This window comes from Micromonospora sp. NPDC047620 (genome assembly GCF_043205005.1).
In the GTDB taxonomy this organism is placed as follows: Bacteria; Actinomycetota; Actinomycetes; order Mycobacteriales; family Micromonosporaceae; genus Micromonospora.
Genome location: NZ_JBIDDG010000009.1, coordinates 57351 through 81318, shown reverse-complemented (window position 1 = coordinate 81318; position 23968 = coordinate 57351). Strand labels below are relative to the sequence as shown.

Annotated in this window: 22 protein-coding genes, 1 tRNA gene and 1 riboswitch; of the genes, 13 read left to right on the top strand and 10 right to left on the bottom strand. The window is 71.1% G+C overall.

Translation table 11 applies throughout. The features are described 5' to 3' along the window. The first annotated feature begins 129 nt into the window (after positions 1–129). Positions 130–1143, top strand: a complete 1014-nt coding sequence (locus ACGF5C_RS13000) for an NlpC/P60 family protein (RefSeq protein WP_393300656.1) — start codon at positions 130–132, stop codon at positions 1141–1143. 93 nt (positions 1144–1236) lie between these two features. On the opposite strand, the gene ACGF5C_RS12995 is transcribed toward ACGF5C_RS13000, so the two are convergent. Next, a complete protein-coding gene (locus tag ACGF5C_RS12995) occupies positions 1237–3258 on the bottom strand; it encodes an N-acetylmuramoyl-L-alanine amidase (protein ID WP_393300653.1) in 2022 nt (673 codons plus the stop codon). Between the two features lie 239 nt (positions 3259–3497). Continuing rightward, a riboswitch (cyclic di-AMP (ydaO/yuaA leader) is annotated at positions 3498–3634 on the top strand. Positions 3635–3646: 12 nt separating this feature from the next. Here ACGF5C_RS12995 and ACGF5C_RS12990 point away from each other — a divergent pair. Further along, positions 3647–4687: an NlpC/P60 family protein gene (locus tag ACGF5C_RS12990; protein WP_363709041.1), complete on the top strand. Its 1041-nt coding sequence runs from the start codon at positions 3647–3649 to the stop codon at positions 4685–4687. Between the two features lie 71 nt (positions 4688–4758). Here ACGF5C_RS12990 and dcd read toward each other — a convergent pair whose 3' ends face one another. Next, the gene (gene dcd, locus ACGF5C_RS12985) at positions 4759–5337 is read right to left on the bottom strand and encodes a dCTP deaminase (RefSeq protein WP_393300649.1); all 579 of its coding nucleotides are present in this window, start codon (positions 5335–5337) and stop codon (positions 4759–4761) included. A gap of 78 nt (positions 5338–5415) precedes the next feature. Between dcd and ACGF5C_RS12980 the strand changes: the two genes are divergently transcribed. After that, positions 5416–5955, top strand: a complete 540-nt coding sequence (locus tag ACGF5C_RS12980) for a pyridoxamine 5'-phosphate oxidase family protein (protein ID WP_393300646.1) — start codon at positions 5416–5418, stop codon at positions 5953–5955. A gap of 118 nt (positions 5956–6073) precedes the next feature. Here ACGF5C_RS12980 and ACGF5C_RS12975 read toward each other — a convergent pair whose 3' ends face one another. Next, the gene (locus tag ACGF5C_RS12975; protein ID WP_393300642.1) at positions 6074–7057 is read right to left on the bottom strand and encodes a zinc metalloprotease; all 984 of its coding nucleotides are present in this window, start codon (positions 7055–7057) and stop codon (positions 6074–6076) included. Positions 7058–7458: 401 nt separating this feature from the next. On the opposite strand from ACGF5C_RS12975, the gene ACGF5C_RS12970 reads away from it, so the two are divergent. Beyond that, positions 7459–7532, top strand: a tRNA-Gly gene (locus ACGF5C_RS12970). 89 nt (positions 7533–7621) lie between these two features. On the opposite strand, the gene ACGF5C_RS12965 is transcribed toward ACGF5C_RS12970, so the two are convergent. Beyond that, positions 7622–8395: a tyrosine-type recombinase/integrase gene (locus ACGF5C_RS12965; RefSeq protein ID WP_393300639.1), complete on the bottom strand. Its 774-nt coding sequence runs from the start codon at positions 8393–8395 to the stop codon at positions 7622–7624. 24 nt (positions 8396–8419) lie between these two features. Between ACGF5C_RS12965 and ACGF5C_RS12960 the strand changes: the two genes are divergently transcribed. Together ACGF5C_RS12960 and ACGF5C_RS12955 are read left to right on the top strand one after the other, a co-directional pair. After that, positions 8420–8947 (top strand): hypothetical protein, encoded by a 528-nt coding sequence (locus tag ACGF5C_RS12960; protein ID WP_393300636.1) that lies wholly within the window; start codon positions 8420–8422, stop codon positions 8945–8947. A 350-nt stretch (positions 8948–9297) separates the two neighbouring features. Continuing rightward, on the top strand, positions 9298–9855 hold the full coding sequence (locus tag ACGF5C_RS12955; RefSeq protein WP_393300633.1) for a hypothetical protein: 558 nt from the start codon (positions 9298–9300) through the stop codon (positions 9853–9855). Positions 9856–10106: 251 nt separating this feature from the next. Here ACGF5C_RS12955 and ACGF5C_RS12950 read toward each other — a convergent pair whose 3' ends face one another. Both ACGF5C_RS12950 and ACGF5C_RS12945 read right to left on the bottom strand, forming a co-directional pair. After that, on the bottom strand, positions 10107–11198 hold the full coding sequence (locus ACGF5C_RS12950; protein WP_393300631.1) for a hypothetical protein: 1092 nt from the start codon (positions 11196–11198) through the stop codon (positions 10107–10109). 1 nt (position 11199) lies between these two features. Continuing rightward, positions 11200–13542 carry a FlgD immunoglobulin-like domain containing protein gene (locus ACGF5C_RS12945; RefSeq protein ID WP_393300628.1) on the bottom strand — a complete coding sequence of 781 codons (2343 nt, stop codon included), beginning with the start codon at positions 13540–13542 and terminating at the stop codon, positions 11200–11202. Between the two features lie 287 nt (positions 13543–13829). Between ACGF5C_RS12945 and ACGF5C_RS12940 the strand changes: the two genes are divergently transcribed. Both ACGF5C_RS12940 and ACGF5C_RS12935 read left to right on the top strand, forming a co-directional pair. Then, positions 13830–14627: a DUF4253 domain-containing protein gene (locus ACGF5C_RS12940; protein WP_393300625.1), complete on the top strand. Its 798-nt coding sequence runs from the start codon at positions 13830–13832 to the stop codon at positions 14625–14627. 158 nt (positions 14628–14785) lie between these two features. Further along, on the top strand, positions 14786–15667 hold the full coding sequence (locus tag ACGF5C_RS12935; protein ID WP_393300622.1) for an LLM class flavin-dependent oxidoreductase: 882 nt from the start codon (positions 14786–14788) through the stop codon (positions 15665–15667). A gap of 116 nt (positions 15668–15783) precedes the next feature. Here the strand turns inward: ACGF5C_RS12935 and ACGF5C_RS12930 are convergent, their stop codons facing one another. Continuing rightward, a complete protein-coding gene (locus ACGF5C_RS12930) occupies positions 15784–16215 on the bottom strand; it encodes an ASCH domain-containing protein (protein WP_393300619.1) in 432 nt (143 codons plus the stop codon). 271 nt (positions 16216–16486) lie between these two features. Further along, positions 16487–17035, bottom strand: a complete 549-nt coding sequence (locus ACGF5C_RS12925; RefSeq protein WP_393300616.1) for a phosphoribosyltransferase — start codon at positions 17033–17035, stop codon at positions 16487–16489. Positions 17036–17231: 196 nt separating this feature from the next. Here ACGF5C_RS12925 and ACGF5C_RS12920 point away from each other — a divergent pair, with 196 nt between their 5' ends. From ACGF5C_RS12920 to ACGF5C_RS12905, 4 genes are all read left to right on the top strand, one after another. Next, on the top strand, positions 17232–17861 hold the full coding sequence (locus ACGF5C_RS12920) for a septal ring lytic transglycosylase RlpA family protein (protein WP_393300613.1): 630 nt from the start codon (positions 17232–17234) through the stop codon (positions 17859–17861). Positions 17862–17961: 100 nt separating this feature from the next. Beyond that, positions 17962–19089: a PP2C family protein-serine/threonine phosphatase gene (locus ACGF5C_RS12915; protein WP_393300610.1), complete on the top strand. Its 1128-nt coding sequence runs from the start codon at positions 17962–17964 to the stop codon at positions 19087–19089. A gap of 164 nt (positions 19090–19253) precedes the next feature. Beyond that, on the top strand, positions 19254–21110 hold the full coding sequence (locus ACGF5C_RS12910; RefSeq protein ID WP_393300607.1) for an acyl-CoA dehydrogenase: 1857 nt from the start codon (positions 19254–19256) through the stop codon (positions 21108–21110). A 669-nt stretch (positions 21111–21779) separates the two neighbouring features. After that, complete coding sequence (locus ACGF5C_RS12905) at positions 21780–22049, top strand: DUF6458 family protein (protein ID WP_043961115.1); 270 nt, start codon at positions 21780–21782, stop codon at positions 22047–22049. A gap of 160 nt (positions 22050–22209) precedes the next feature. Here ACGF5C_RS12905 and ACGF5C_RS12900 read toward each other — a convergent pair whose 3' ends face one another. Next, positions 22210–22746: a SixA phosphatase family protein gene (locus tag ACGF5C_RS12900; RefSeq protein WP_393300605.1), complete on the bottom strand. Its 537-nt coding sequence runs from the start codon at positions 22744–22746 to the stop codon at positions 22210–22212. A gap of 114 nt (positions 22747–22860) precedes the next feature. Between ACGF5C_RS12900 and ACGF5C_RS12895 the strand changes: the two genes are divergently transcribed. Further along, complete coding sequence (locus ACGF5C_RS12895; RefSeq protein WP_350702267.1) at positions 22861–23148, top strand: DUF6458 family protein; 288 nt, start codon at positions 22861–22863, stop codon at positions 23146–23148. Between the two features lie 90 nt (positions 23149–23238). On the opposite strand, the gene ACGF5C_RS12890 is transcribed toward ACGF5C_RS12895, so the two are convergent. Further along, on the bottom strand, positions 23239–23916 hold the full coding sequence (locus tag ACGF5C_RS12890; RefSeq protein WP_393300602.1) for a hemolysin III family protein: 678 nt from the start codon (positions 23914–23916) through the stop codon (positions 23239–23241). Positions 23917–23968 lie beyond the last annotated feature (52 nt).

The following is a 23968-nucleotide window of genomic DNA, read 5'->3' as shown; positions in this document are numbered from 1 at the left end:
TGTGAACGATGGTCGCCTTGATTCCGCTCGGCGCCTTCCCTAGTGTTGGGCACCGGCCGCTGTGGGTCGTCTGTCTCGCCCCTCTTTCCTCGTGCGAGGCGCCCGGCGGTCGGGTTGCAAAAGGAGTCGGTGCCGGTGGCAACCATGCCCCCTCATCGTCACGCACCGGGACGGTCTGCTCGTCCGGGTGGCCTGCGCCGGGCCGCCCACCGTCTGCTCACCCTCCTCGCCGCCGCGGTCGTCGGCGTCGGTGTGCTCGCCGCGCCCGCGTACGCCGAGCCCTCGGTCGACGAGATCGAGGCCGCGATCGACAAGAAGTGGGAGCAGCTCGAGCCCACCATCGAGCAGTACAACAAGGTGCGGGCGCAGCTGAAGGTCAACCGCAAGAAGTCGGCGGACCTGCAGAAGAAGATCCAGCCGTTGGCGTTGGAGACCGAGCTGGCGATGGACCGGGTCGGTGACCTCGCCGCCCGTTACTACATCTCCGGCCCGTCGCAGGAGATCGGCGCGCTGCTGGTCAGCGCCAAGCCGGACACGCTCACCGAGCAGCTGACTCTCCTGGACCGGCTGGCCGCCCAGGAGCGCAAGCAGCTCGAGGGCGTCACCAAGGTCCGCGACAAGTTCGACGCGGAGAAGCAGAAGCTCGACGCGCTGATCGCCACGCAGACGAAACAGCAGAACGACCTGGCGGCGAAGAAGAAGGAGATCGACGCCGAGATCAAGAAGCTCGAGGCGTCACTGCCGGTGACCACCGTCAAGACCGAGAACTGCCCGACCATCAACGGCGTGGTCAGCAACGCGGCCCGGATCGCGATCAGGACCGCGTGCGCCCAGGTCGGCGACCCGTACGTATGGGGTGCCACCGGCCCCAACTCGTTCGACTGCTCGGGCCTGACCCAGTACGCCTACAAGGCGGCGGGGATCCACCTGACGCACTTCACCGGCGCGCAGTGGAACGAGGGCAAGGCCATCCCGCGCTCCGAGGCACGCCCCGGTGACCTGATCTTTTTCAAGGCAGACCTGAGTCACGTCGGCCTCTACCTCGGTAACGAGAAGATGGTGCACGCGCCCCGGGCCGGCAAGCCGGTCAACGTCTCCAGCATCAACACGATGCCGGTGGCCGGGTTCCGCAGGCCCGGCTGATCCCGCACCACCCACGGAAGGGCCCCCGGTCGACTCGACCGGGGGCCCTCGTCGTGCTCGGAGTCGGGCTGCGCCAGCCCGGCGAGCGGTGGGTCAGTTGGGCGCGCCCAGCGCGGACGGCAGCACGTTCACGTCGTCCAGGTTGACGTACATGACCCGGTGGCCGAACTGGATCTGCACGTACCTGTTCTCGCCGCGGACCACCGTCCAGTCACCCGGCGACGACCCGTCGAACGTGACGGCCCGGTAGTACTCGCCGGGGAGCACCGTGCCGACGGCGTACCGCTGGCCGGCCGAGAGGGTGTACTGGAGCGGGGAGATCGGCTGGTAGGGCACGCCGGCCGGGTAGGCGGCCTGCTCCGGGTACGCCCGGCCGTACACCGGGATGGTGGCCTTGCCGTCCTTCGGGGTCACCACGAAGCCCACGGACCACTTCGCGGTCGGCTTCGAGGCGGGGTTGTGGAACCACGCCTTCTGGCCGAGGTACCAGATCGCGGTCCAGTCCCCCTGCACCTCGGCCAGGGCGTACGTCTGTCCGGCGGAGGCCCGGGCGCCGTGGTCGGAGATGTACATGGTGTTCGGGGTGCCGTCGGGTCGCAGCGCGATGTCGTTGACCAGCGGCGCGTCGTGGCTCGGCGCGCTGTGCAGGATCACCGCGGACGAGCCGCGCAGCGGGCAGGGAGCCGCCGGCGGGGGCGGGTTCGGCACGCCGGGCGGCTGCCGGTTGCAGCCGGTGAACTGCGGCTGGTTGGTGGCGAAGTCCGGGTCGATGGTGACCAGCCCCGTGTGCGGCGTGGCGGTCGACGTGAACGGCGCCTTGAGCAGGTCGAAGTAGTGCGACCAGTCCCAGTACGGGCCCGGGTCCCAGTGCATGCCGCGCACGGTCGAGGCGACGGTGCCGGGGACGTTGTCGTGACCGATGATGTGCTGCCGGTCCAGCGGGATGTTGTACCGCAGCGCCAGGTGGCGGACCAGCTTGGCGGAGGTGCGGTACATCGCCTCGGTGTACCAGGTGCCGTGCCCCGCGAAGCCCTCGTGCTCCAGGCCGATGGACTTGGCGTTCACGTACCAGTTGCCGGCGTGCCAGCCGACGTTCTTGGTCTTGATGTGCTGGGCGATGTGGCCGTCCACCGAGCGCAGGGTGTAGTGCCAGCCCACCCGCCTCGGGTCCTTGACCAGGTTGACGCTGGGCCCGAAGTAGCCCTCGGTGTCGTGGATGACGATGTACTCGATCTTCTGCTGGGCCGGCCGGTCGGCGAGGTCGTGGTTGCCGTAGTCCCCCACGGTCGGGCCGTACTGCGCGTAGGGCGCCGGGATCCACTCGCAGGAGATCGTGTCGGGGCACTCCAGCCCGTCGGGCCGGGCGACCTTGCGCAGGCCCAGCCGGTCCAGCCAGGAGCGTTCCGGCTGCACCGCGCGGGCGGCGAGGGTGACCTGCTGCCCGTCGTCGGTCAGCCGGCTGTCGCCGGCGGCGATGGTGGCGTACACCTCGTTGGCGAAGGCCGCCGCGGCGTCGGCGCTGTCCGCGCCCGAGTAGCGGGCCACCGCGCCGTACCAGGCCGCCGGGTCCGTGTCGGCGCCGACCGGGGCGCCGATCTCCTTCTGGTACGCGGCCAGCAGCGCCGCGCCGCCCCGGATGTTGGCCGTGACGTCCGTGCGCAGCGCCTCCTCGCTGGCGCCGGTCAGCCCGGCGGCGGCGTCGAGCGTCCGCAGCGAGGCTTCGGCGGGAGGCTGGGCAGCCGGCGGCTCGTGCGCCTCGGCCAGGGACGGGCGGGAGTCGTCGCCCCGCGGGTCCTCGGTGCCCTCGTCGTGGTGGGTGCCCCCGGGCAGCGCGGCGACGTACTCCGCGTCGGTGAGGTGCATCGGTCCGAAGCCGCCGCTGGTGCTCGGCGTTCCGGCGTTGGTGTCCCAGCGGGACTGCAGGTAGGAGACTCCGAGCAGGACGCTTTCCGGCACGCCGTACTCCGCAGCCGCGGCGGCGTACTGCTGCTGTCGGTCGGTCGTCGTCGCGGCGGCGGCGGTTCCGGCGGCGGTGAGCGGCGTCGCCGCCAGGGCGGCCGCCACGGCGGCGGCCAGCAGGACGCGTCTGCTCCTCGATGTCGCTGACAGGTGCATCAGACCCCCAGGTCGGACGGGCGAATGTGGGGCCACCTTCGCCCCGGGCGCCACCTCCGGTCAATACCTTTCCATGCGTCACTTACCGAAGAAGAAAAATTTCGTCCCCCGGAGTTGCGCGCTCCCACCGCCCGCATGAATACGGTGTGTCACGGCGCGATGGGTTGCGGATCGATAACGACCGTCTCTACTCTGGTCATTCGTCGGCCGGCGACAGTCCGCCCATCCGGGGCGGTAACGGTCCGACACCGCCGAGTCGCTCCCGAGCGAGCCGGGGACCCAGGTACCCCGGGGTGAATCCGCAGCACCTGCGGTAGGGCGTCCCCTTCCCGCCCGAACCCGTCAGCTAACCCGGTAGGCGGTACGGGAAGAAGGAGTACGGAGCCCGGTGGCACACCATGCCCCGCGGCCACCGTCGGCACGGTCGGCACCCGCCGGCCCGACGACGGCTGCGCCGCGCCCACGCTGGTACCGCTGCACCACCGCCCTCGCCGCCCTGGCCGCGTTCGCCGTCGTCCTGACCGGCGGCGCCACGGCGGCCCACGCCGAACCGACGGTCGCCGAGATCGAGCGCCAGATCGACGAGGACTGGAACAAGCTCGAACCGATCATCGAACGGCACAACGCCACCCGCCAGGACCTGGCCGCCAAGCGCAGGCAGGCAGACGCCCTCGCCAAGCAGATCAAGCCCTTGGAACGGCAGGTCGAGCAGGCGATGGAGGAGGTCAGCGCGCTGGCCGTCCGCGCCTACAAGGGCGAGAACGTATCCGCCGTCAACGCCCTGCTGGGCAGCCGCTCGCCCGACCAGATGGTCGGCCAGCTCGAACTGCTCGACCGGTTCGCCCAGCACCAGCAGCAGGACGTGCGGCAGGTCGCCGAGCTGCGCGACCGGCTGGCCGAGAAGAAGGCCCCGCTCGACGAGATGGTCGTCCAACTCGGCCGGACGGAGGCCCAGCTCGCCGCGAAGAAGAAGCAGATCAACGCCGAGATCGACCGGTTGCAGAAGCTGCGGCTGCGGATCTACGGCAGCGGCGGCGGCGGTTCGCTGCGCCCCGCCCCCTGCCCGGCCAGCTACCCGGGTGGCGGGGCCGGCACCGCGGTCAAGTTCGCCTGCGCCCAGATCGGCAAGCCCTACGTCTGGGGCGCCGAGGGCCCGAACGCGTACGACTGCTCGGGCCTGATGCTCGCCGCCTGGGCGAAGGCCGGGGTCTCGCTGCCGCACAACGCCGCGCAGCAGCGCCGGGTCACCGCGACCGTCACCCGGGGCGAGCTGCGCCCGGGAGACTTGGTCTTCTACTACAGCGACCTGCACCACGTCGGCATGTACGTCGGCGGGGGCTGGGTGGTGCACGCCTCCCGAGCCGGGGTGCCGGTCAAGATGAAGAAGGTCGACGACGGCCCGATCCACAGTTACGGCCGCCCGGGCTGAGGTGTAAGGAAGGGGCCCTTCCTAGCGCATTCGGTAGAGGAAGGGCCCCTTCCTAACAGGCGACCGTCGGGTCAGCGGGTCGGCCAGGTGCGCCAGTGCTGCCAGGAGCGGCTCGGGGTCGGTCCCCGCTGCCCCTGGTAGCGCGAGCCGTAGACGGCCGAGCCGTACGGGTGCTCGGCCGGCGACGAGAGCCGGAAGATGCAGAGCTGACCGATTTTCATGCCCGGCCAGAGGGTGATGGGCAGGTTGGCCACGTTGGACAGCTCCAGCGTCACGTGGCCGGAGAAGCCCGGGTCGATGAAACCCGCGGTGGAGTGGGTGAGCAGGCCGAGCCGTCCCAGGCTCGACTTGCCCTCCAGCCGCCCGGCGAGCTGGTCGCCGAGGGAGATCACCTCCAGCGTCGAGGCGAGCACGAACTCGCCCGGGTGCAGCACGAACGGCTCGCCCTCGGGCACCTCGACCATCGACGTCAGGTCGTCCTGCTGCATCGCCGGGTCGATGTGGGTGTAGAGATGGTTGTTGAAGACCCGGAAGAGCTTGTCCAGGCGTACGTCGATGCTGGACGGTTGCACCAGCGTGGGCTCGAACGGCTCCAGCGCGAGCGTGCCCGTCTTGATCTCGGAGACCAGATCGCGGTCGGAGAGCAGCATCGCACCACCTTAGCGAGCGATGTGCGTGACCTGCGTGTCGGACTACCTGTTCGTACACGTGTTCGATAGAATGTCGGCATGGCTTCCTGGTCCGAATTCGCCGCCGACGAGCCCCGCCTCGCCGACGGGATCCGCACCCTCATGCAGCAGTACGGGCCGGGCTTCGGCTACCTGGCCACCGTCCGCGCCGATGGCGGGCCCCGGGTCCATCCCGTCTCTCCGGTGATCACCGACGAGGGGCTCTTCTGCTTCGTGGTCGACTCGCCGAAGCGGCGCGACCTGGAACGCGACGGCCGCTACGCCCTGCACTCCTTCCCGCCGGAGGAGAGTGACGACGAGGCCTACGTCGCCGGCCACGCCCGGCCGGTCACCGACCCGGCCCGGGTCGCCCGGCTGGCCCGCAGCCACCGGGCCGCGCCGCAGGTGGACTGGCGGCTGTTCGAGTTCACCGTCGACGTGGCGATGCTCGCCCGTCGGGAGCCGGGCGTCGCAGGCGGCGCCGGCGAGGGGCACGGCCGGCCCGCCGTCCAGGTCTGGCTCGACCCCGGCGCGACCGCCGCGGTGCCCGAGACGCGGTCGGGGAGCGGCGGCAACCTCGCCGCCCGCCCGGCCGCCTGAGACGCGGTGCGGCGCCCCGGGCCGTCCCCGTCCGGGGCACCGCACCGCCCCCCACCCCACCCCGAAAACGACGGTGCCGGCCCCGTCGAGCGGGGCCGGCACCGGTCGTGCGGGGGAACTACGCCGCGCGGTACGCGTTCCAGGCGGTCAGCATGCGGCTGGCCTGCCCGGCGGTGAACTGGTGCATGCAGGAGTCGTAGGTGTAGTCCATGAAGTTGGTGATCGGGTCGAGGCCCGGGGCGGTGCAGGTGTCCCGGCCGGTCGGGCACTGGAACGCCGGGGATGCCTCGGGCGCGGTGTCGCTGACGCTGTCACCCGAGCCGGAGCAGCCGCCCTGGAAGGTGTGGTAGAGGTTCAGCCAGTGGCCGACCTCGTGGGTGCCGGTGTCGCCCTGGTTGTAATTGGTGGCCGTGCCGCCCGGCAGCGACTCGCTCAGCACGACGACGCCGTCCATGCTGCTCAGCTTCCGGGTCGGGAAGGTCGCCCAGCCCAGCAGGTTGTCGCTCAGCTCGCCCAGGTAGACGTTGAGGGTGTTCTTGCCGCCCTCGCGCAGCGAGGTCTTCATCGACCGCTCCGCCGAGGAGCCCTGCACGATCGGGTACCACGAGGGGTTCGTCACCCGGTTGATCTTCTGCAGCTGGAAGCTGAACGCGGTGGCCGCGCCGCCGGTCGCCCCGCTGTAGGACTGGTTCAGCACGTTGATCTGCGAGGTGATCATCGAGTCCGGGATGTTGCCGCCGGCCCGGGTGCCGTCCCGCTGGATCACGTGCACCACGACGGGGACGGTGACGGTGGCCGTGATGGAGGCGCCGGCGCCGGTGCGGAACCGGGCGCGCTCGCGCAGGGCGGCGGCCAGGTCGGCCTCGCGCTCGCGGGTCTCCGCCAGGGTCAGCTCGTTCGGCTCGTGCTTGGCCGCGCCGCCCGCCTTGACGCGGGAGTCCGAGTGGACGTCGGCCGGCTCGACGCAGACCTCGCTCGGGGCGGCGGAGAAGGCCGACGCGGCCGGTACGACGCCCACGGCGGCGGTGCTGAGCAGCAGCGCGAGGGTCGTCGACGCGACGCCGGCCGTACGCCGGGTCAGCAGGTTGGGACGGAGTCCCATGGGCCCACCTCTTTCTGGCCGGCGCGACAGGGGGTATGTCACGCCGTGGCTGAAAACGTTGGGCAGACGTTACAACCGATCGACGGATTTGAGAACGGCCATATGTTGCGGGGATGAAACTTTTTCCTGGCCGGCGCCGACTCGCGATCGACAATTGGCGATGAAACGGTGATTCTCGGTAGCGGCTCGTGCCGCCCGGCGGCTCGGTGGCGTCGATCTTGGGGTACCGGTCCGCCAGCCGGTGCGGACCACGGCGCGAACGGACCATGGCCGCCGTGGCGGGGCCGGCTCCCGGGCGGTGGCCGTGAGTCACCCCGGGGGGCCGCCGGGCGACACGGCGCGGCGTCGGAGGGGGTACCTGGGTGCGCCGGCGGGACGTCTCAGGTACAGTGGTGCCGCCTGCGGGTGTAGTTCAATGGCAGAACATCAGCTTCCCAAGCTGACAGTGCGGGTTCGATTCCCGTCACCCGCTCCACGCGAAAGGCCATGGTCAGGACGCAAGTTCCAGCCAGGGCCTTCGATTTTGCTCGGACCACGGGCACCCGGCGGGCCATCCACGGGCCACTAGGCACGCTTCTTGCTCTTGGTCTTTGGCTTGTCCGACGTGCCGGCTGCCGCCTTCTTGGCCTTCTTTCGCTCGGCCTTCACCGCGTCACTCACCGCCTGGGCGATGGCCCGATCCGCCTCCGAGGTGGCGTGCTGGTAGATCATGGCAGCCTGTGCCGAGTCGTGGCCCATCCGCGCCATCAGCTCCCGAATGCTCGCCCCGGTCCGCGCCGCGATCGTGTTGCCCGTGTGCCGCAGATCGTGGAAGTGGAGACCCGGCATGCCGAGCTTGCCGATCGCCGCCGACCAGCCAATGACCTTGTTGAGGTTGCCGCGCCAGATCGGCCGCCCGGACGGCGTGGTGAAGACCAGCGCATCCGGGTTGTCGTCGACGAACGCCGCCAAATGCTCGCGCAGCGCTGGCAGGATCGCCGCCGGCACCGAGGCAGCACGCCGACCAGCACGCGACTTCGGCGGGCCAAGGACCATACCGACGCCACGCACCTCCGTGAACGTTTGCCGAACGCGGACCACTCCGGTGTCGGCGTCGACGTCCTGTCGTTGCAGCGCGGATACCTCGCCCCATCGCAGGCAGGCGAACGTGGTCACCAGGACCAGCGCCCGGTACCGCTCGTCTACCAGCTCCGCGAGCTTGAGCACCTGGGCGAGCGTGAGCACGGGGCGCTCCGCCGCCTTCTCCTGATCCGCTCCCGGAATCCGGCACGGATTCTTGCGCAGCAGCTCGTCCTCGTTGACTGCCCGACGAGGAGATCCTCCCAGGACCGCCGGCACGGTTACCTGTTCTACCCTCGCTCCGTGCCCCCGCGAGTCTTTGTCCGCATCGCCGTAGTCAGTTCGGTGCTGGTCGGTGTTCTGGTGCTGTGTGGTCTGGCGGTTCTGCAACTCGCCGAGCCGATTAAGAGCCCGGGCGCTCGTGAGACCGAGTGCACCGATGCCGATCACCGGTTGGCCGAGCAGTTGGCGCGAGACGGGGTGCTGACCTCTCCTCCACCGGGCACCACCCTCGACCGTATCGATCAGGCCCCGTGCGGGGGTGAAAGCGACGATTGGGGGCGCGTTTCGGCGGACATCAGCTTGCCGCCCGGCACCTCAATGGATGCCGCCATCGACCACTATCGCACCTTGCTAATGGCGGGCCGTTGGAGGATCGTGCCGGGTCCAGATCCGGCAGATCGGTTGTGCGCCGACCGGGCGACAAGCGGGCAACAGGTGCGTCTGCTGCTGGTGTACGGGCGGTTCCCGCCGGGTCCGCACACCTACGGCAAGATTGAGATTGAGATCAGCTTTCCGCCTGGCGGGGAGGATCTTCGCTGCTTTAGCTGAGGGGCTGCCCCAGCTAGGGATTCGGGGGCGGCTTGGGCCATCCACGGGCCACATGACGGTGTCACCAGGGGCAAACCAGGCCGCTGGGGATCCTGCCGATGACGGGACACGCTGTGCCCGGATCCGATCTTGTGCGATTCCCAAGCTGACAGTGCGGGTTCGATTCCCGTCTCCCGCTCCAGCGCGAGGCCCCAGCTCAGGAATGTTCCTGGCTGGGGCCTCGATCGTTGCTACCGATTGACGTAGCGGGCCGGACGGTGGCCCGCTCACGAGGAGGAGTGGCTCAACGGTGAACGGGATGGCAAGACCTCCCTTAGCCGGTTCTTGCCACCCGCCCCACAATGAGCGGCATGGCGGAGATGAGCCCGCGTGTGGTTAGACGGCTGGGCCGGCTGTTCATGCTGGGACTCCCGCCGTTCGGGTTTGCCGTCGATTTCGTCCTCCTCCTTGTCACGTATCTGATGCTGGCCTCGATCGCTCCCAACGTGCTGGGTGAGGTGGTCGTGAGCCCTGCCAGGTTCGCTGCGTGGATCGCGCTGGTTAGGCTGCCGATGACGCTCGCCTACACGCTGACCGTTTCGAGGCGCGGCTGGATGGCCATGGTGACCACGGGCGAGGTCCCCGATCCTCCGGTACAGAAGGGTTGGCGTCTCACCCTGGTCAGGGTGCGCGACTGGGGGGCGGAACTCGCTTGGTGGATGATGGCCGCGCTGATCGTCTTCGACCATGTGGCTGATCCGGGCGGTGAACACGTCTGGCAGCTCGTCGCCGTGACTGCTGTCGGACCGTTCCTGCTGCCGGAGTCCGTGAAGAGATTGTTTCAGCTGCTGCGCTGGTGGTGGCGACGGAGGCACACATCCCACGGACGGCACGCCAAGCCCGCCGATGAGGAGTCCATCAATGCCTAACCTGGGCTCGACGATCGGCAGCCAGTGGACGCTGAGCGGTAACCCGGTGCCAAAGAGCCTGATCCCCCGGATAGTGCTCGGCCTCGTCGAGCGGTCCCCATCAAGGTCGTCGACCTACGGCACGTTTGGTCGGCGTGCCGCTAGCTCCGGCGAGCCGTACCCCCGCCGGGGTCGTCGCCCCGCTTCCGGCCCTTCCTGCCGCTGTCCGGTGAGGGGTCCCGCGGTTGCTCCTCCGATGAGGCGCCGCTGACTCATTCCCCGTGCGGCAGGCTCCACAGGTGGAGGGCGGTCCCGTCCCTGGAGACCGTGTACCAGGCGCCCCGCCCCGCCGAGCGGGGAGATCCCGAGACGGGGAAGGGGTAGGCGATCCGGCCGTGCACGGCCATCGCGCGGGTGTCGACCAACCAGTGGCGGGGAACATTCTCGTCGTACTCGGTGCCGACCACGGCGCTGTCGTCGTACGGGAACGCCGCCTCGTAGCCCCAGCAAACGCGGTCGTCCGCGGTTGAGGCAGGGGGCACGGCTTCGTCGGCGTTCAGCCGCCGCAGTTCCGTGCCGTCCTCCGCCCGGTGCAGGTAGAGGGCCCACTGCCCCGGATCCGTGGTCAGGAAGTGCTCCCCGGACGGGCTCACGGCGAGGAGGACCTCCTCGGCGAACTGCTGGACAGTGAGCGCCGCGCCGTCCCAGTGCCCCCACAGCACGGGCGAGTCCTCCTCGCCCGCGAGGACGGTCAGCCCCATGTACGCCGGGTCCGGATGGGGTAGGTGGATGGAGCCGGATGCCACGGTCGTCGTCCCGGCCCGGGTCAGCACCCTGCCGTCGGTGGGGTCGAGGATCAGCCATTCCTCTTCGACGTCGTCCCCCGCACTGTTGCGGACGTGGGCCCAGAGGAGCCTGCCGTCCGAGGAGAAGGCCGCCGAGCCGCTGTCCGCGTGACCGTGGTGGTGGTCGTCGGCGTACTCGGAGAACGAGGCATGGGACTCGGCGCACACGGCGGCCGACCAGCAACCGTGCCGGATCTCCCACCGCACGGTGCCGGTCGGATCCACCGCTCGCAACGCGTGGACGCCGACGAACACGGCGAGGTCGCCCGCAGGAGAGACCGCCGTCGAGCCGTACCGGCGGGGCCAGGGGGCGGGGAAGCGGATCTCCTTCCCCTCCCCGTCCATGTCGCGGACGGCCAGCTCGGTGTCCCCGCGCTGCACCAGCAGCCTGCGCCCCGGCCAGTGCAGCACCTGCGGAGCGTCCGCCGACGCGGAGTCGAGTGGAGCCGCGACGGTGGCCACGAGCTCGGCGGCGAACCCGGGCGAACGGGCAGGGGCAGCACCGTCTGGCGCGGTCATGTCAGGAACACCTGACCGTGACCAGCTGCGGGCGGTTCCCGATGTGGCATTCGTGGCTGAGCTGCACGGTCCCCGACCTGGTGAGGGCCGCGCCCTGCCCGTCGGCCGGCGTGGCGGTCAGCGTCCACGCGTAGGTGCCGTTGGGCATCGACCGGCGGCGGTCGTCCCTGCCGTTCCAGGTCGTGGCCACCACACCCCGCGTCAGGCCGCCGGAGAGGGTACGGACGACGGCGCCGCTGGTCTGACTCCTGATCACGAGCGTCCAGGAGGCGGCCGGCTTGGACAGCCACCACTTCGGGCTCCAGTGCCCGGTGGCGTCCTTGATGTGCGCCGAAGTGGCGACGGTGGCGTCGAGCTGGGCGAGGGGCGAGACCGGGACGCCGCTGGGGACCAGGTGGATGCCGTCGTCGGCGCCGAGGTGGGCGATGACGCCGGTGTACGGGTCGACGTCCCAGGGCCGCCACGACGCGAACGGCCCGGCGGTGTGCGACCTCGGCGTCCCGTCGCGGACGTCGGTCACCCTCAGTTGCCCGGCCACCTCGGCCGCGACGAAGCCGTCACCGAGCTTGGCCCACGACCAGTCGTCTCCGGAAACGAGTCGCAGGTTCGTCCGCTTGACGGTGTCGTAGACGCCCTGACCCGACGCCGAGCCCACGCAGGTCCACAGCAGCCACCGCCCGACGGCCTGGAGGTCCTCCAGGAGGCACCCACTGCCGAACCACACCTGAGCGCCCCGCTGCCCGGTCAGCACGTCGACGGGCGCCACGGCGTCGTTGCCGTCGCTCACCCACAGCGTCGTGCCCCACAGCGCCTCGACGGAGGCCGTCGTCGTGAACACCGTCTTCCCGGTGTCGAGATCGACGACCCGGGTCTCGTTACCCGTGCCGCTGGCGGCCGTGAGGGCCGCGAAGCGGCCGCTGACAGCCGCCACCGTGTGGTAGGTGCGGGAGCCGTCGATCCGCGTCCCGGGCATGGGCTGGTTCGGCGCCAGCAGGTGGGGCTGCCGGTCGTCGTCCGTACGCCCGTAGCTCAGGCCCGAGACGACCGTCCGGCCGTCGCCGGTGTCGTGAAGGTCGGGGCAGGCCGTGGTGTCGCAACTGGCGGGCGCGGGCCCCCGGGCGGTACGCGCCCCGACCGTGAGGGAGCCGGCCACGCCGATCTCCCGGGTGTAGAGGTGGCGCCGCTCCTGCCAGGCATTGAAGTACTCCAGGGTGGTCAGCCGCCCCTGCGTGAAGGTCAGCCCTGACACCGTCTGGACCTTCTGCGGGTACGCCTCGGCGATCTTGCGGATCGTCACGTCGCCGCCGTCCACGGCCTCCACGACGGAGACTCCCCACCGCTCCAGGTCGGGCCCGCCCTGGACGAGAAGCCTGCCGTCCGGGGTCGGCATGGGCAGCCCCTCCGACCTGGCCAGCAGCGTCTTCGTCGGACGACCGTCGAGGGCCACAGCCTCGACCCGCCAGACGGGATCCAGGTAGCTCAGGGGGCCCAGCGAGGGATCGTGCCGGCCCACCACGAGCGTCTCGCCGACCATCCCCAGCACCTGCGCGCCGCCGGGCAGCGGCACCGTCCGCGGGGTGGCGGTGAGATCTTCGCGCGAGTGGATGGAGACGGCTCCGTCGTGCGACCACAGCAGGTGGGTGGAGGTGAGCACGACGGTACCGGTGCCCGCGTGCCTGGTGTACGGGAGCGGGATCAGCCGGCCCTGCTCGATGTCGAGGAACCCGGTGCGTCCCGTGGTGCCCACCCGGTACTGCACGACCTGTCCGCGCGCGTCGCCCAGCGGCGCCCCGACCTCGGTCGGCCCTACGATCCCGTCGGGGACGCCCGCCACGGCACGCTGGGTGACCGAACCGTCGTCGTGGGCGTCGAAGAGGTGCCACGTGTAGTTGGCGTCGAACAGGTTTCCCGTCGTCGTCACGACCGTCGACCCCAGCGTGCTGACGTACGTGTGGCCGACGGGAATCGTGACCGTACGCGATCGGCCGGTCGCCATGTCCCGGAGCGTGACGGTCCTGGGATGGTCGAGTTCCGCGACGACGTCCGAGCCGGCGCCGAGGTCCGGGACCATGTTCGTATCAGGGGCGTACGAGTCGAGCTTCGTGTCGACGCCGGTGTAGCTCGTCCACAGGTAGCCCAGCGTGGACTCGTGACGGAGGAACCCCGAGGGTCCCGCGCTGAACAGTTGTGTCCGGGGGTCCAGGACGTAGGAGACGGGGATGACCACCTCTCCCGCGACCGGTTCGGCCTGCGCGCTGCCGGACGACAACGGGCTGAGGCCCACGGCGAGTGTGAACGACACGGCGGCGGCGATGCCAGCGCGGATGAGCGAGCCTCGGACCACGCTCGTCCTCCCTGCAAGACAGAGGATGAAGGGGTTCCGGCCACGGCCGGACGACGTCTCGCCGGGAGGTGGTTCCTGCGGTGCATCGATGCGGTGGCAGGTCACACATCAGCGATCCGCGCCGGCCGGAAGCCCCAGACAAGTGGCGGGAGCTTAGCAGTCGAAGCCGCGCCGAGACGGCCCCGTCCACTACGGAACCCGTGCGGTGCGGGTGGCGACTCCGACCCCGGCCCGCATCCGCCTCGGCGGGTCGGAAGTTCGTCGTACGGGCCTCCTACGCTCCTGCCATGATCACGGACCTGCCGCGCCTGCTCGGATCGTTCCCACCGAGGACGTTGCCGCCCGGCCGCCTCGTCGAGCCAGCAGACGGCGGATCGCCGCCGTACTGGTTGAGCGAGGCCCCGGTCGGAGCCGCGCTCTGGACGCGGCTGCGGTCACAGCACCGGCAATCCGGGCTGTGGCCGTTGCTGCTGAGTGGACTGTCGAGCGAGGAGACTCGTCCCTGGGCCGACGGGGAGGTGTTCCCGGCCGGCATGTCCTCGCCGGACCGCCATGACGCAGCCGAGTTGCTGGCCCGGTGGTGGACTGCGCACACGAGGACCGGCGAGGACGACATGCGGCCAGCGGCCGAACGCACCGCCGTCACCGATCCCTTCGGTGAGCGCTGGCCCGGGCTCGCCGTGCCCGGTGACGCCTCCGCGTCACCCGACGACTTCGCCGACCAGTACGCGGAGTTCCTCGTGATCAGGCCGGCGCGTCTCGGGCTCGTGCCGGCCGCTCGTGGCGCGGACACACTCGCCGTCAGCGGCTGGTCCGGTCCCTTGAACCACACCAACGACTCGGGAGAGATCTCGGCGGTGGTCCGGAGCTGGGAGGATCGCTTCGGTGTCCGGGTTGTCGGCGTCGGATTCGACACCCTCCATCTCAGCGTCGCCGCCCCACCGACCTCGATCGAGCACGCCCGCCAGGTGGCGGCCGAGCACTTCGCCTTCTGCCCCGACAACATCTGGCAGGGTGCTGGAACGCTCACTGCCTACGCCGAGAGAATCATGGGCGCGCACTCCTGGTCGTTCTGGTGGGACTGAAGGCGGCCCGACCCAGCGGGCCGGTATGAAACGAGGCGGATCAGGAACGTCGGCTCGCGCATCGCGGTCACGGGCGTCCCCATGTTCAGATCATCGATGCATGGCAAGCGCCCGCGTGGTGCGAGTCCGGGCCGGTGACGGCCGTTAGGCTGGCGATCATGCGGATTGGCATCGTGATCCTTCCCGACCAGCGCTGGTCCGACTCGCAGCGCCGGTGGCGGCAGGCGGACGAGTGGGGCTTCGACCACGCCTGGACGTACGACCACCTGGGCTGGCGGGACCTGGTCGACGGGCCGTGGTTCGACTCGGTGACCACGCTGACCGCCGCCGCGACGGTGACCACCCGCATCCGGCTCGGGACGCTGGTCGCCTCGCCGAACTTCCGGCATCCGGCGGCGTTCGCCCGGCAGGTCACCGCGCTCGACGACGTCTCCGGCGGGCGGCTGCTGCTCGGCCTCGGCGCGGGCGGGATCGGCTTCGACTCGGCCGTGCTCGGCGGGGAGACGCTGCCGCCGCGCCAGCGCGTCGACCGGTTCGCCGAGTTCACCGAGCTGCTCGACCTCATCCTGCGCGAGGACGGCACCACCTGGCGAGGGGACTGGTTCACGGCGATCGACGCGCGCAACAACCCGGGCTGCGTCCAGACGCCCCGGGTGCCCTTCGTGGTGGCCGCCAACGGACCCCGGTCGATGCGGCTGGCGGCCCGGTTCGGTCAGGGCTGGGTCACCACCGGCCCCGGCGGGGACGACCTGGAGAGCTGGTGGGACGGGGTGGCCGAGCTCTGCGCCCGGATGGACAAGACGCTCGCCGCAGCCGGCCGCGACCCGGGCACCCTGGACCGCTACCTGTCGCTGGACTCGGCGCCCGTCTTCTCGCTGCACAGCGCCGAGTTCTTCGCCGACCAGGTCGGCCGGGCCGCCGCCCTCGGCTTCACCGACGTGGTCACGCACTGGCCCCGAGCCAGCAGTTGGTACGCCGGTGACGAGGCCGTCCTGGTGGACGTGGCCACCCGCCTGCTGCCCGAGCTGCGCCGGGGCTGACCGGCCCTGGTGGGCCCGTTCGGCTCGGTGGCCGGCCCCGGCCGGGCCGGTCAGCTCGGTGGCCGGGCCGGCTCCGGGGCCGGCCCGGAGGCGACCGTCGGCCCGGCCGGGCGCCCTCAGGTGCCGAGGTCCCCGGTGGGGATGCCGCCGTCGCCGGCCGAGACCAGCCGGAACCGGATGCAGACGATCTCGCTGTCGCCGGTGACGGGGGTGCCGACCCGCGCCCAGTAGGCGGCGTGCCCCTCGCGCCACTCCTCGATCGAGCGGTCGCCCTCGCCCTCGGACCGGGCGAAGTCCCAGGTCACCTCGGCGAAGCCGACCACCTCGACGCCGGTGACCTCGACGACGCCGACCAGCGAGTCCTCGTCGTCCACGAGGGCCAGCCGCTCGCCGACGCGCTCCAGCTCCTCGCCCTCCTCGGCGTACTCGGTGAGCAGGCCGGCGGTCGCCGTCTTCACCCCGCCGAGCACCAGGGTGTTCAGTCGCGTCCGCAGGTCGCCGGGGGTGCCGAGGGCGAGGGTGCGCAGTTCACCGATCCGAGGCCACATCCTGCCGACGCTACCGCCGTCGTTGATCTCGTGCGGGCGCAATTCTCGCCGCCGGCGACCCCTTGGACGGTACGGTCGCACCACCGCGCCGTTCCTGCTGGTGGGCGGCACGGGCGACCGGGTCCTGGCGGGGCTCCGTCGCCCGCCGGCCCACCCCGCACCCGCTGGAGATCGAGCAGGCCGACCACGCGCTGATGGTGCCCGGCCCGATGGCCCGCTCGGCGGAGGTGCTCGGTCCGGGTCTGCACGGCGGTCGAGGAGTTCGTCCAGGTCACGTCAGGTCGTCGCCGCTGACCAGCCCCCGGATCCGCAGCTCGGCGGCGACCGCCGGCGGGCAGTCGAGCACGACGGCGGCGGTGCCGACCGGTTCGGCGCCGCGCGCGGCGCAGATCTCGTAGAGCGCACGGACCTGGGCTCCGGTGGCGACCCAGTCGTCCACCACCAGCACCCGGTCGCTGCGGTCGAGGCCGTGGTCCCGGACGGCCAGGTCCACCCGCCTGCCGCGGAAGTCCGGCGGGCTCTGCGCCCAGGTGAGCGGCCCGGCGGGCAGTCTGCCGTCGCCCGGCTTGTGCGCCGGCACGAAGCCGACCCCGAGCGCCGTGGCGGCGAGCGGACCGAGCAGGAACCCCGTCACCGCCGGCGCGACGACCACCGTGGGCCGCGCGGCCCGGAACGGCTCCACCAGGGCCGGCCCCAGCCGGGCGAGCACCTCGGGGTCGCGCCACCAGCCGGAGACGTCGCTGACCAGGTGACTGGCACCGGGGCCGGGATCGATCCACCGGACCAGCTCGGCGAGGCGTCCGCTCAGCTCGGGGGGCATGCCACCCATCCTGCGGCAACCGGCGCGGCCCGTGCAGGCCGTGGGTCGCCCGGGCCGCCCGGCCCACCTCGGGTCGGATGATCGGCTACACGTATCGCCGCAATTGCGGGCAAAACAACATGATCACGTTGACTTCGGAAGTGTTTCTCTCGTTATGGTCCGACCCGGTTTGTCGGATGACGAAAGGACCGGACCGGTGGCTGGCAGGCACTCCCGTACCCGCATGTTCTCCTCGCCGGCCGCCATCGCGGCCACCGCGGCGGTCGGGGTGGCCCTCGCCGTCGGCGGTACGGTCGGCGCCATCCAGCTGACCTCCGGCTCGGAGTCCGCGCGGCCGGCCGCCGTCGACCTGTCGCCCACCGGCGTGCCGAGCAGCGCGGCCCCCAGCTCGCCGGCCGCCTCGCCGAGCGCCGGCGTGGCGCCGAGCGTGACCGCCAGCCCGACGGCGACCCGGTCGCCCCAGGCTCCCTCCCGGAGCAAGCCGCGCACCGCCGCGCCGAAGCCCACGGCGACGAAGAAGACCAGCATCGCCCGACCGGTGGTGGACAGCGGCTCGTGCGGCGCCTCCTTCTACTCCGAGGGGCAGCTCACCGCCAACGGCGAGACCTTCGACCCGTCGGAGCTGACCGCCGCCCACAAGACCCTGCCGTTCGACACGAGGGTCCGGGTCACCAATCCGGCGAACGGCAAGTCCGTGACGGTGCGGATCAACGACCGCGGTCCGTTCGTCGAGGGGCGTTGCCTGGACCTGTCCCGGGCCGCGTTCGCCGAGATCGCCTCGTTGGACGCGGGTCACGTCGAGGTCCGCTACGAGGTGCTCGGCTGAGCCCTCGCCGGGCCGCGATCGGCCCGCCTGGGTGATCCGCGCGGCCAGAACATCCTCGGACGACGGGCCAGCTTCATTCACCCGTTCACGTCCATCAGGCATGCTGTCCCTCGTACGCACGAAACCCTTCCAGTCGGGCCGCGGCCCACTGAGCCCCGGATCCCGCGCCGGCCTCGGCGCGGCCGTCGTCCTGCTCGCGATCGTCTCGGCGGTCGAGTTGGCCGACGGGCGGTCCGCGAACTACATCGCGCTCATGGTCGCCGCGCCCTTCCTGGCCGCCGCGCTGGCGTCGTGGCGGATCGTGCTCGGGGTGGGTGCCTCCGCCACGGCGCTCGGGGCGGGCTTCGCCCTCGGCGAGCAGACCGTGTCGCTGTCCACCGCGGTAGCCGTAACGTGCATCGCGCTGGGCACCGGGATCGCGGCGGCCACGGCGGCCGTACGGCAACGGCAGGCCGAGCAGATCGCCGAGTTGTCCCGGCTGGCGGCGGTGGCGCAGCAGGCCGTGCTGCGCCCGCTCGGGCCGCAGGTCGGCAGTCTCTCGGTCGCCGCCCGCTACATCTCCTCCACCGCGACGGCCGAGATCGGCGGGGACCTGTACGAGGCGATCGACACGCCGTACGGGGTGCGGATGATCATCGGCGACGTGCGGGGCAAGGGACTGGACGCCGTCCGGCTGGCCAGCATCGTGCTGGGTTCGTACCGGCACGTGGCGTACGAGCGGGCCGACCTGCGGGCGATCGTGACCGACCTGGACCGGGCGGTGGCCCGGAGCGTGGGCGACGAGGACTTCGTCACCGCCGCGTTGGTCGAGGAGCGGGGCGGCACGCTCACCATCGTCAACTGCGGTCACCCGCCGCCGCTACTGCTGCGCCGGGGCGCCGTCATCCCGCTCGAACCGCCGGCCCCGGCCCCGCCGCTGGGCTTCATGCCGGTGGTCCGGCCCCGGGTCGAGCGGCTGGAGCCCGGCGACCGGCTGCTGCTCTTCACCGACGGGCTCGGCGAGGCGCGCCGGGACGGGGAGTTCTTCCCGACCGCCGACCGGGCCTGGCGGCTGCTCGGCCACGGCACCGTCGCCGACGGGCTCGCCTCGCTGGAGACCGCCCTGAAGGAATGGGTGCACGGCCGGCTCGACGACGACATCGCCCTGGTCCTGATGGAGTACACGGGCTCGCGCGGCGGCACGACCGCGGCCGTGCCGAGCTGGGAGGTCGGCGCGGCCGAGAGCTGAGGCCGCGCGGCCGCCGCGAGAGGGTGTCGGGGCGGTCTCGGCAACCTGAACGGGAACTGTGTAATCGCTGTCACTTCCGAGATCGGCTTGTCGCTGCCTACCCGCGAGTAATAGAGTCGGGGTTACTGATCGGTAACACCTGTCCGGAAGCGGGGCCAGCGAGCATGACCCACTACAAGAGCAATCTTCGGGACCTCGAGTTCAACCTCTTCGAGGTCTTCGGGGCGGACCGGGCGTTCGGCCAGGAGCCGTACACGGAGCTGGACGTCGACACCGCGCGCGACATCCTCGCCGAGGTCGACCGCCTCGCCCGGGAGGACCTGGCCGCCAGCTACCTGGACAGCGACCGCAACCCGCCGGTCTTCGACCCGGCCACGCACACCGCGCCGCTGCCCGAGTCGTTCAAGAAGTCGTACCGGGCGTTCATGAACTCCGAGTTCTGGCGGCTGGAGCTCCCGGCGGAGCTGGACGGCAGCAACGCGCCGCGGGCGCTGGTCTGGTCCCTCGCCGAGCTGGTGCTCGGCGCCAATGCCGCGGTCTGGATGTACTCCTCCGGCCCGTCCTTCGCGCACGTGCTGCACGTGGAGGGCACCGAGCAGCAGAGAAAGTGGGCCAAGCTCTTCGCCGACAAGCAGTGGGGCTCCACGATGGTGCTCACCGAGCCGGACGCCGGCTCGGACGTGGGCGCCGGCCGGGCCCGGGCCATCCCGCAGCCCGACGGCTCCTGGCACATCGAGGGCGTGAAGCGCTTCATCACCTCGGCCGAGCACGACCTGAGTGACAACATCATCCACTACGTGCTGGCCCGCCCGGTCGGCGTCGAGGGTGTCGGCGGCCCGGGCACCAAGGGCCTGTCGCTGTTCGTGGTGCCGAAGTACCACTTCGACGAGAACACCGGCGAGCTGGGCGAGCGCAACGGCGTCTTCGCCACCAACGTCGAGCACAAGATGGGCCTCAAGGTCTCGAACACCTGCGAGGTGACCTTCGGTGAGCACGGCGTGCCGGCCAAGGGCTGGCTGCTGGGCGAGAAGCACGAGGGCATCCGGCAGATGTTCATGATCATCGAGAATGCCCGGATGATGGTCGGCACCAAGGCGATCGCCACCCTGTCGACCGGCTACCTCAACGCCCTCGAGTACGCCAAGAGCCGGGTGCAGGGCGCCGACCTGACCCAGATGGCGGACAAGACCGCGCCGCGGGTCACCATCACCCACCACCCGGACGTGCGTCGCTCGTTGATGCTGCAGAAGTCGTACGCCGAGGGCCTGCGCGCGCTCGTCTGCTACACGGCGAGCTGGCAGGACAAGATCATCCTGGCCGAGACGGCCGGTGACGAGAAGGCCGCCAAGACGGCCAAGCGGGTCAACGACCTACTCCTGCCGCTGGTCAAGGGCGTCGGCTCGGAGCGTGCGTACGAGCTGCTCGGGCACGAGTCGCTCCAGACCTTCGGCGGCTCCGGCTTCCTGCAGGACTACCCGCTGGAGCAGTACGTCCGCGACGCGAAGATCGACACCCTGTACGAGGGCACCACCGCGATCCAGAGCCTCGACCTGATCTTCCGGAAGATCGTCCGGGACAACGGCAAGGCCCTGATGGTCGTCGCCGGCGAGATCCAGGAGTTCATCGCCACCGAGGGTGGCAACGGCCAGCTCAAGGAGGAGCGGCAGGCGCTCGGCAAGGCGCTCGTCGAGATCCAGAACATGCTCGGGGTGCTGACCGGCTGGCTGGGCGAGGCGCAGGGCGGCGACGCCCGGGCGCTCTACAAGGTCGGCCTGGCCAGCCGCCGGTTCCTGCTGGCGGTCGGCGACCTGGTCGTCGCCTGGCTGCTGCAGAAGCAGGCCGACGTGGCACTGAAGGCCCTGGCGGGCGAGGTCTCCGCCGCCGACAAGGCGTTCTACACCGGCAAGGTGGCCGCCGCCCGGTTCTTCGCCCGTGAGGTCCTGCCCCGCGTCGGCGCCGACCGGCGGATCATCGAGGGCACCGACCTGGACATCATGGATCTCCCGGAGGAGGCCTTCTGAGTCACGCCACGCCCGCGCTGCTGCGGTGTTGTGGCGGTGCTGCGGTGCTGCCGGGTGACGACCCGGCAGAGGCCAAGCACGACGGCCGGCGGGCAACAGCCCGCCGGCCGTCGGCGTCCCTGGAGGTGCCGCGCCCGCCGATCGGCCCGCGGCCACCACATCGATCACGCAGCGTTGCGGTCAGCGCGCCGACAGGGGATGCCCTCCTCCGCCCTTTGCTCTGCACCCACGGAGGCACCAGACACTCTCGGTGTCCGTCGCGTCCGTGGGTGCAGAGCAAAGGCGACGCGGAGGCATGGGGCTGGCGATGCCGAGCTGCACCGATACCGTCCCAATAGTTCGATTCGTGCCAACCTCGGGTCCAGTGACGGGCGGCGTGATCATGACTCTCCGTGAAGCTCCCAAGATTTTCCGGGTCCGTCACGCTCCGCGGTCGGCGCGATGCGGTCGGCCTCGGCACCTGTGGGCGAGCTGGGGCGGCATGCCTGGAATGTCTGGACGGCGATGGCCGCTGGGGAGAGCCGGCACCGCCCGAAGACGCTTCCGGAAGAGGGGGCGCCTCGGCTATTCGGTGGCCTCAGTCAGGTAGCTGGGCGGTGTGGCGGGTAACCGTCGCAGGACCACGGCAGAGAACGCCCAGAAGCCATCGCACGGGGGAGTGCAGCGCACATGGGCATTGGTAGCGGGATCTTCCTGATCGCGATCGGCGCGATCCTCACCTTCGCCATCAGGGCCAACGTCTGGTGGGTCGACCTGCGCGCGGTCGGCTGGGTGTTCATCCTGGCCGGGCTCGCCGTACTGCTGACCACGCTCTGGTTCTGGCAGGACCGCCGCAAGCGGGCGCGGACCCTGATCGTGGAGGAGAACCGGCTCTCGCATCCGACCGCGATGATGCCACCGCCGCCCGACCCGCCGCCGCCGACGGCGCCACCGTCCTGAGCCGACGCCACCGTCCTGAGCCGACGCCGTCGTGCCGCCACGACGCCTTCGTGCCGCCACGACGCCGTCGTGTCGCAACCTGAGCGGCGGTACGACGACCGGCAGCACGACCGGCACATCGAGCGGCCCCCTCAGCCATCCGCCAGCACCGGCGGATGGCTCAGCCGCGTGCGGTGTGCTGATCGGTGATCGGAGCCCGTCCCCGATCCAGGTCGGCCCACGCGACCGCGGGCCGGTGCACGACGACGTCGCTGGTACGCATACCGTCCTGGTCCGCGCGTAACGGGTCCAGGAGGGCGGAGAGCAGCGAGATGCCCGGGTTGTGGGCGATCAGCAGGACGGTGCGGGCTGCCGGATCGACCCTCCTGACCAGCGTCAACAGGTCCTCCATGTGCGCCTCGTACGCCTCCGCCTCGTAGCGTACGGCCGGGGCGGGGCCGGCCGAGCCGCCCTCGGGTGGTGACCCGGTCATGCCCATCGCCACGCCGTGCCAGGTCTCCCGGGTGCGCCGGGCGGTCGAGCAGATGACGACGTCCGGCAGCAGCGCGTGCTTGGCGAGCCAGGCACCGGCCGCCGCCGCGTCGGCGTGCCCCCGGGCGGCCAGCGGCCGGCGTTCGTCCGGCACCTCCCCCGGCTGCTCGGCCTTGGCGTGCCGGAGCAGCACCAGTGTCCGTCCTGCGACGTGAGCGTCCGTCATGTCCCAAGCTTGCCCGATTGGCGATCAGAGCGCCTGGGTATGTCGATGGATGCCGCACCCTCACCGATGGCCGCGGCGGAGGCAAACGCCAGGGACAGCCGAGGAGGCGACGACATGGGTTTTGGTGGCAGCATCTTCCTGATCGCGCTGGGTGCGATCTTCGCGTTCGCCGTGGAGGCGGATCTGGGTTGGCTCAACCTGGCGGTCGTCGGCTGGGTGCTGATGCTCGCCGGCCTGGCCGGCCTGCTGGTCACCCTCCACTTCTGGAACACGCGCCGTCGTACCGTCGTCGCCCGCCCGGTGGCCGAGGACCGGGTCGTCGCCGAGCGGGTCGTGCCGGTGCAGGACGACCGGGTCGTCGAGGAGTACCGCGAAGTGCGTCGGCCACGCCGCACGGTCTGACGTCCCGACGCCGATCTGACGGGGCTCCCCGGCGTGGCGGGGCCCCGTCGTCGCGCAGCCGGGAGCGCGGGCGGTGCGTCGGTCGGTGGGTCAGGCGAAGAGGGCGAAGTAGATGGCGATGTGGTGGCAGAGCGCCGCCACCAGGGTGCAGGCGTGGAAGAACTCGTGGTGGCCGAAGACGGTGGGCCACGGGTTGGGCCGGCGCAGCGCGTAGAAGACCGCGCCGACGCTGTAGATCGCGCCGCCGACGACGAGCAGCACCAGCGCGGTCACGCCGCCCCGGTGCAGGATGTCGGGCAGCATCGCGACCGAGACCCAGCCGAGCGCCAGGTAGAGCGGCGCGGAGACCCAGCGGGGGGCGTGCGGCCAGACCAGTTTGAGCGCCACCCCGGCGATCGCGCCGCCCCAGACCAGCGACAGCATGATCGCGGCCGGCCGGGGCTCCAGCAGCAGGACGCAGAACGGCGTGTACGTGCCGGCGATGAACACGAAGATCATCGAATGGTCCATCCGGCGCATGACCTGGTAGCCGCGCTCCGACCACACCCGCCGGTGGTAGAGGGCGCTGGTGCCGAACAGCCCGCACACCGTCAGGCTGTAGATCACGCAGCTCACCAGGGGTGCCCAGCCGGGCCGGGAGGCGGCGATCGCGCTGAGCACGATCCCGCAGACGAGGGCGACGAAGAACGCGTACGTGTGGAGCCAGCCCCGCATCCGGGGCTTACCGATGTCGACCGGCTTGAGTCGAAGCGGGGCGGAGGTGGTCACGCCATCAGGTTACGGCACCGTAGGTTACCTGAAAGTAGTGCGTCCGGTCACG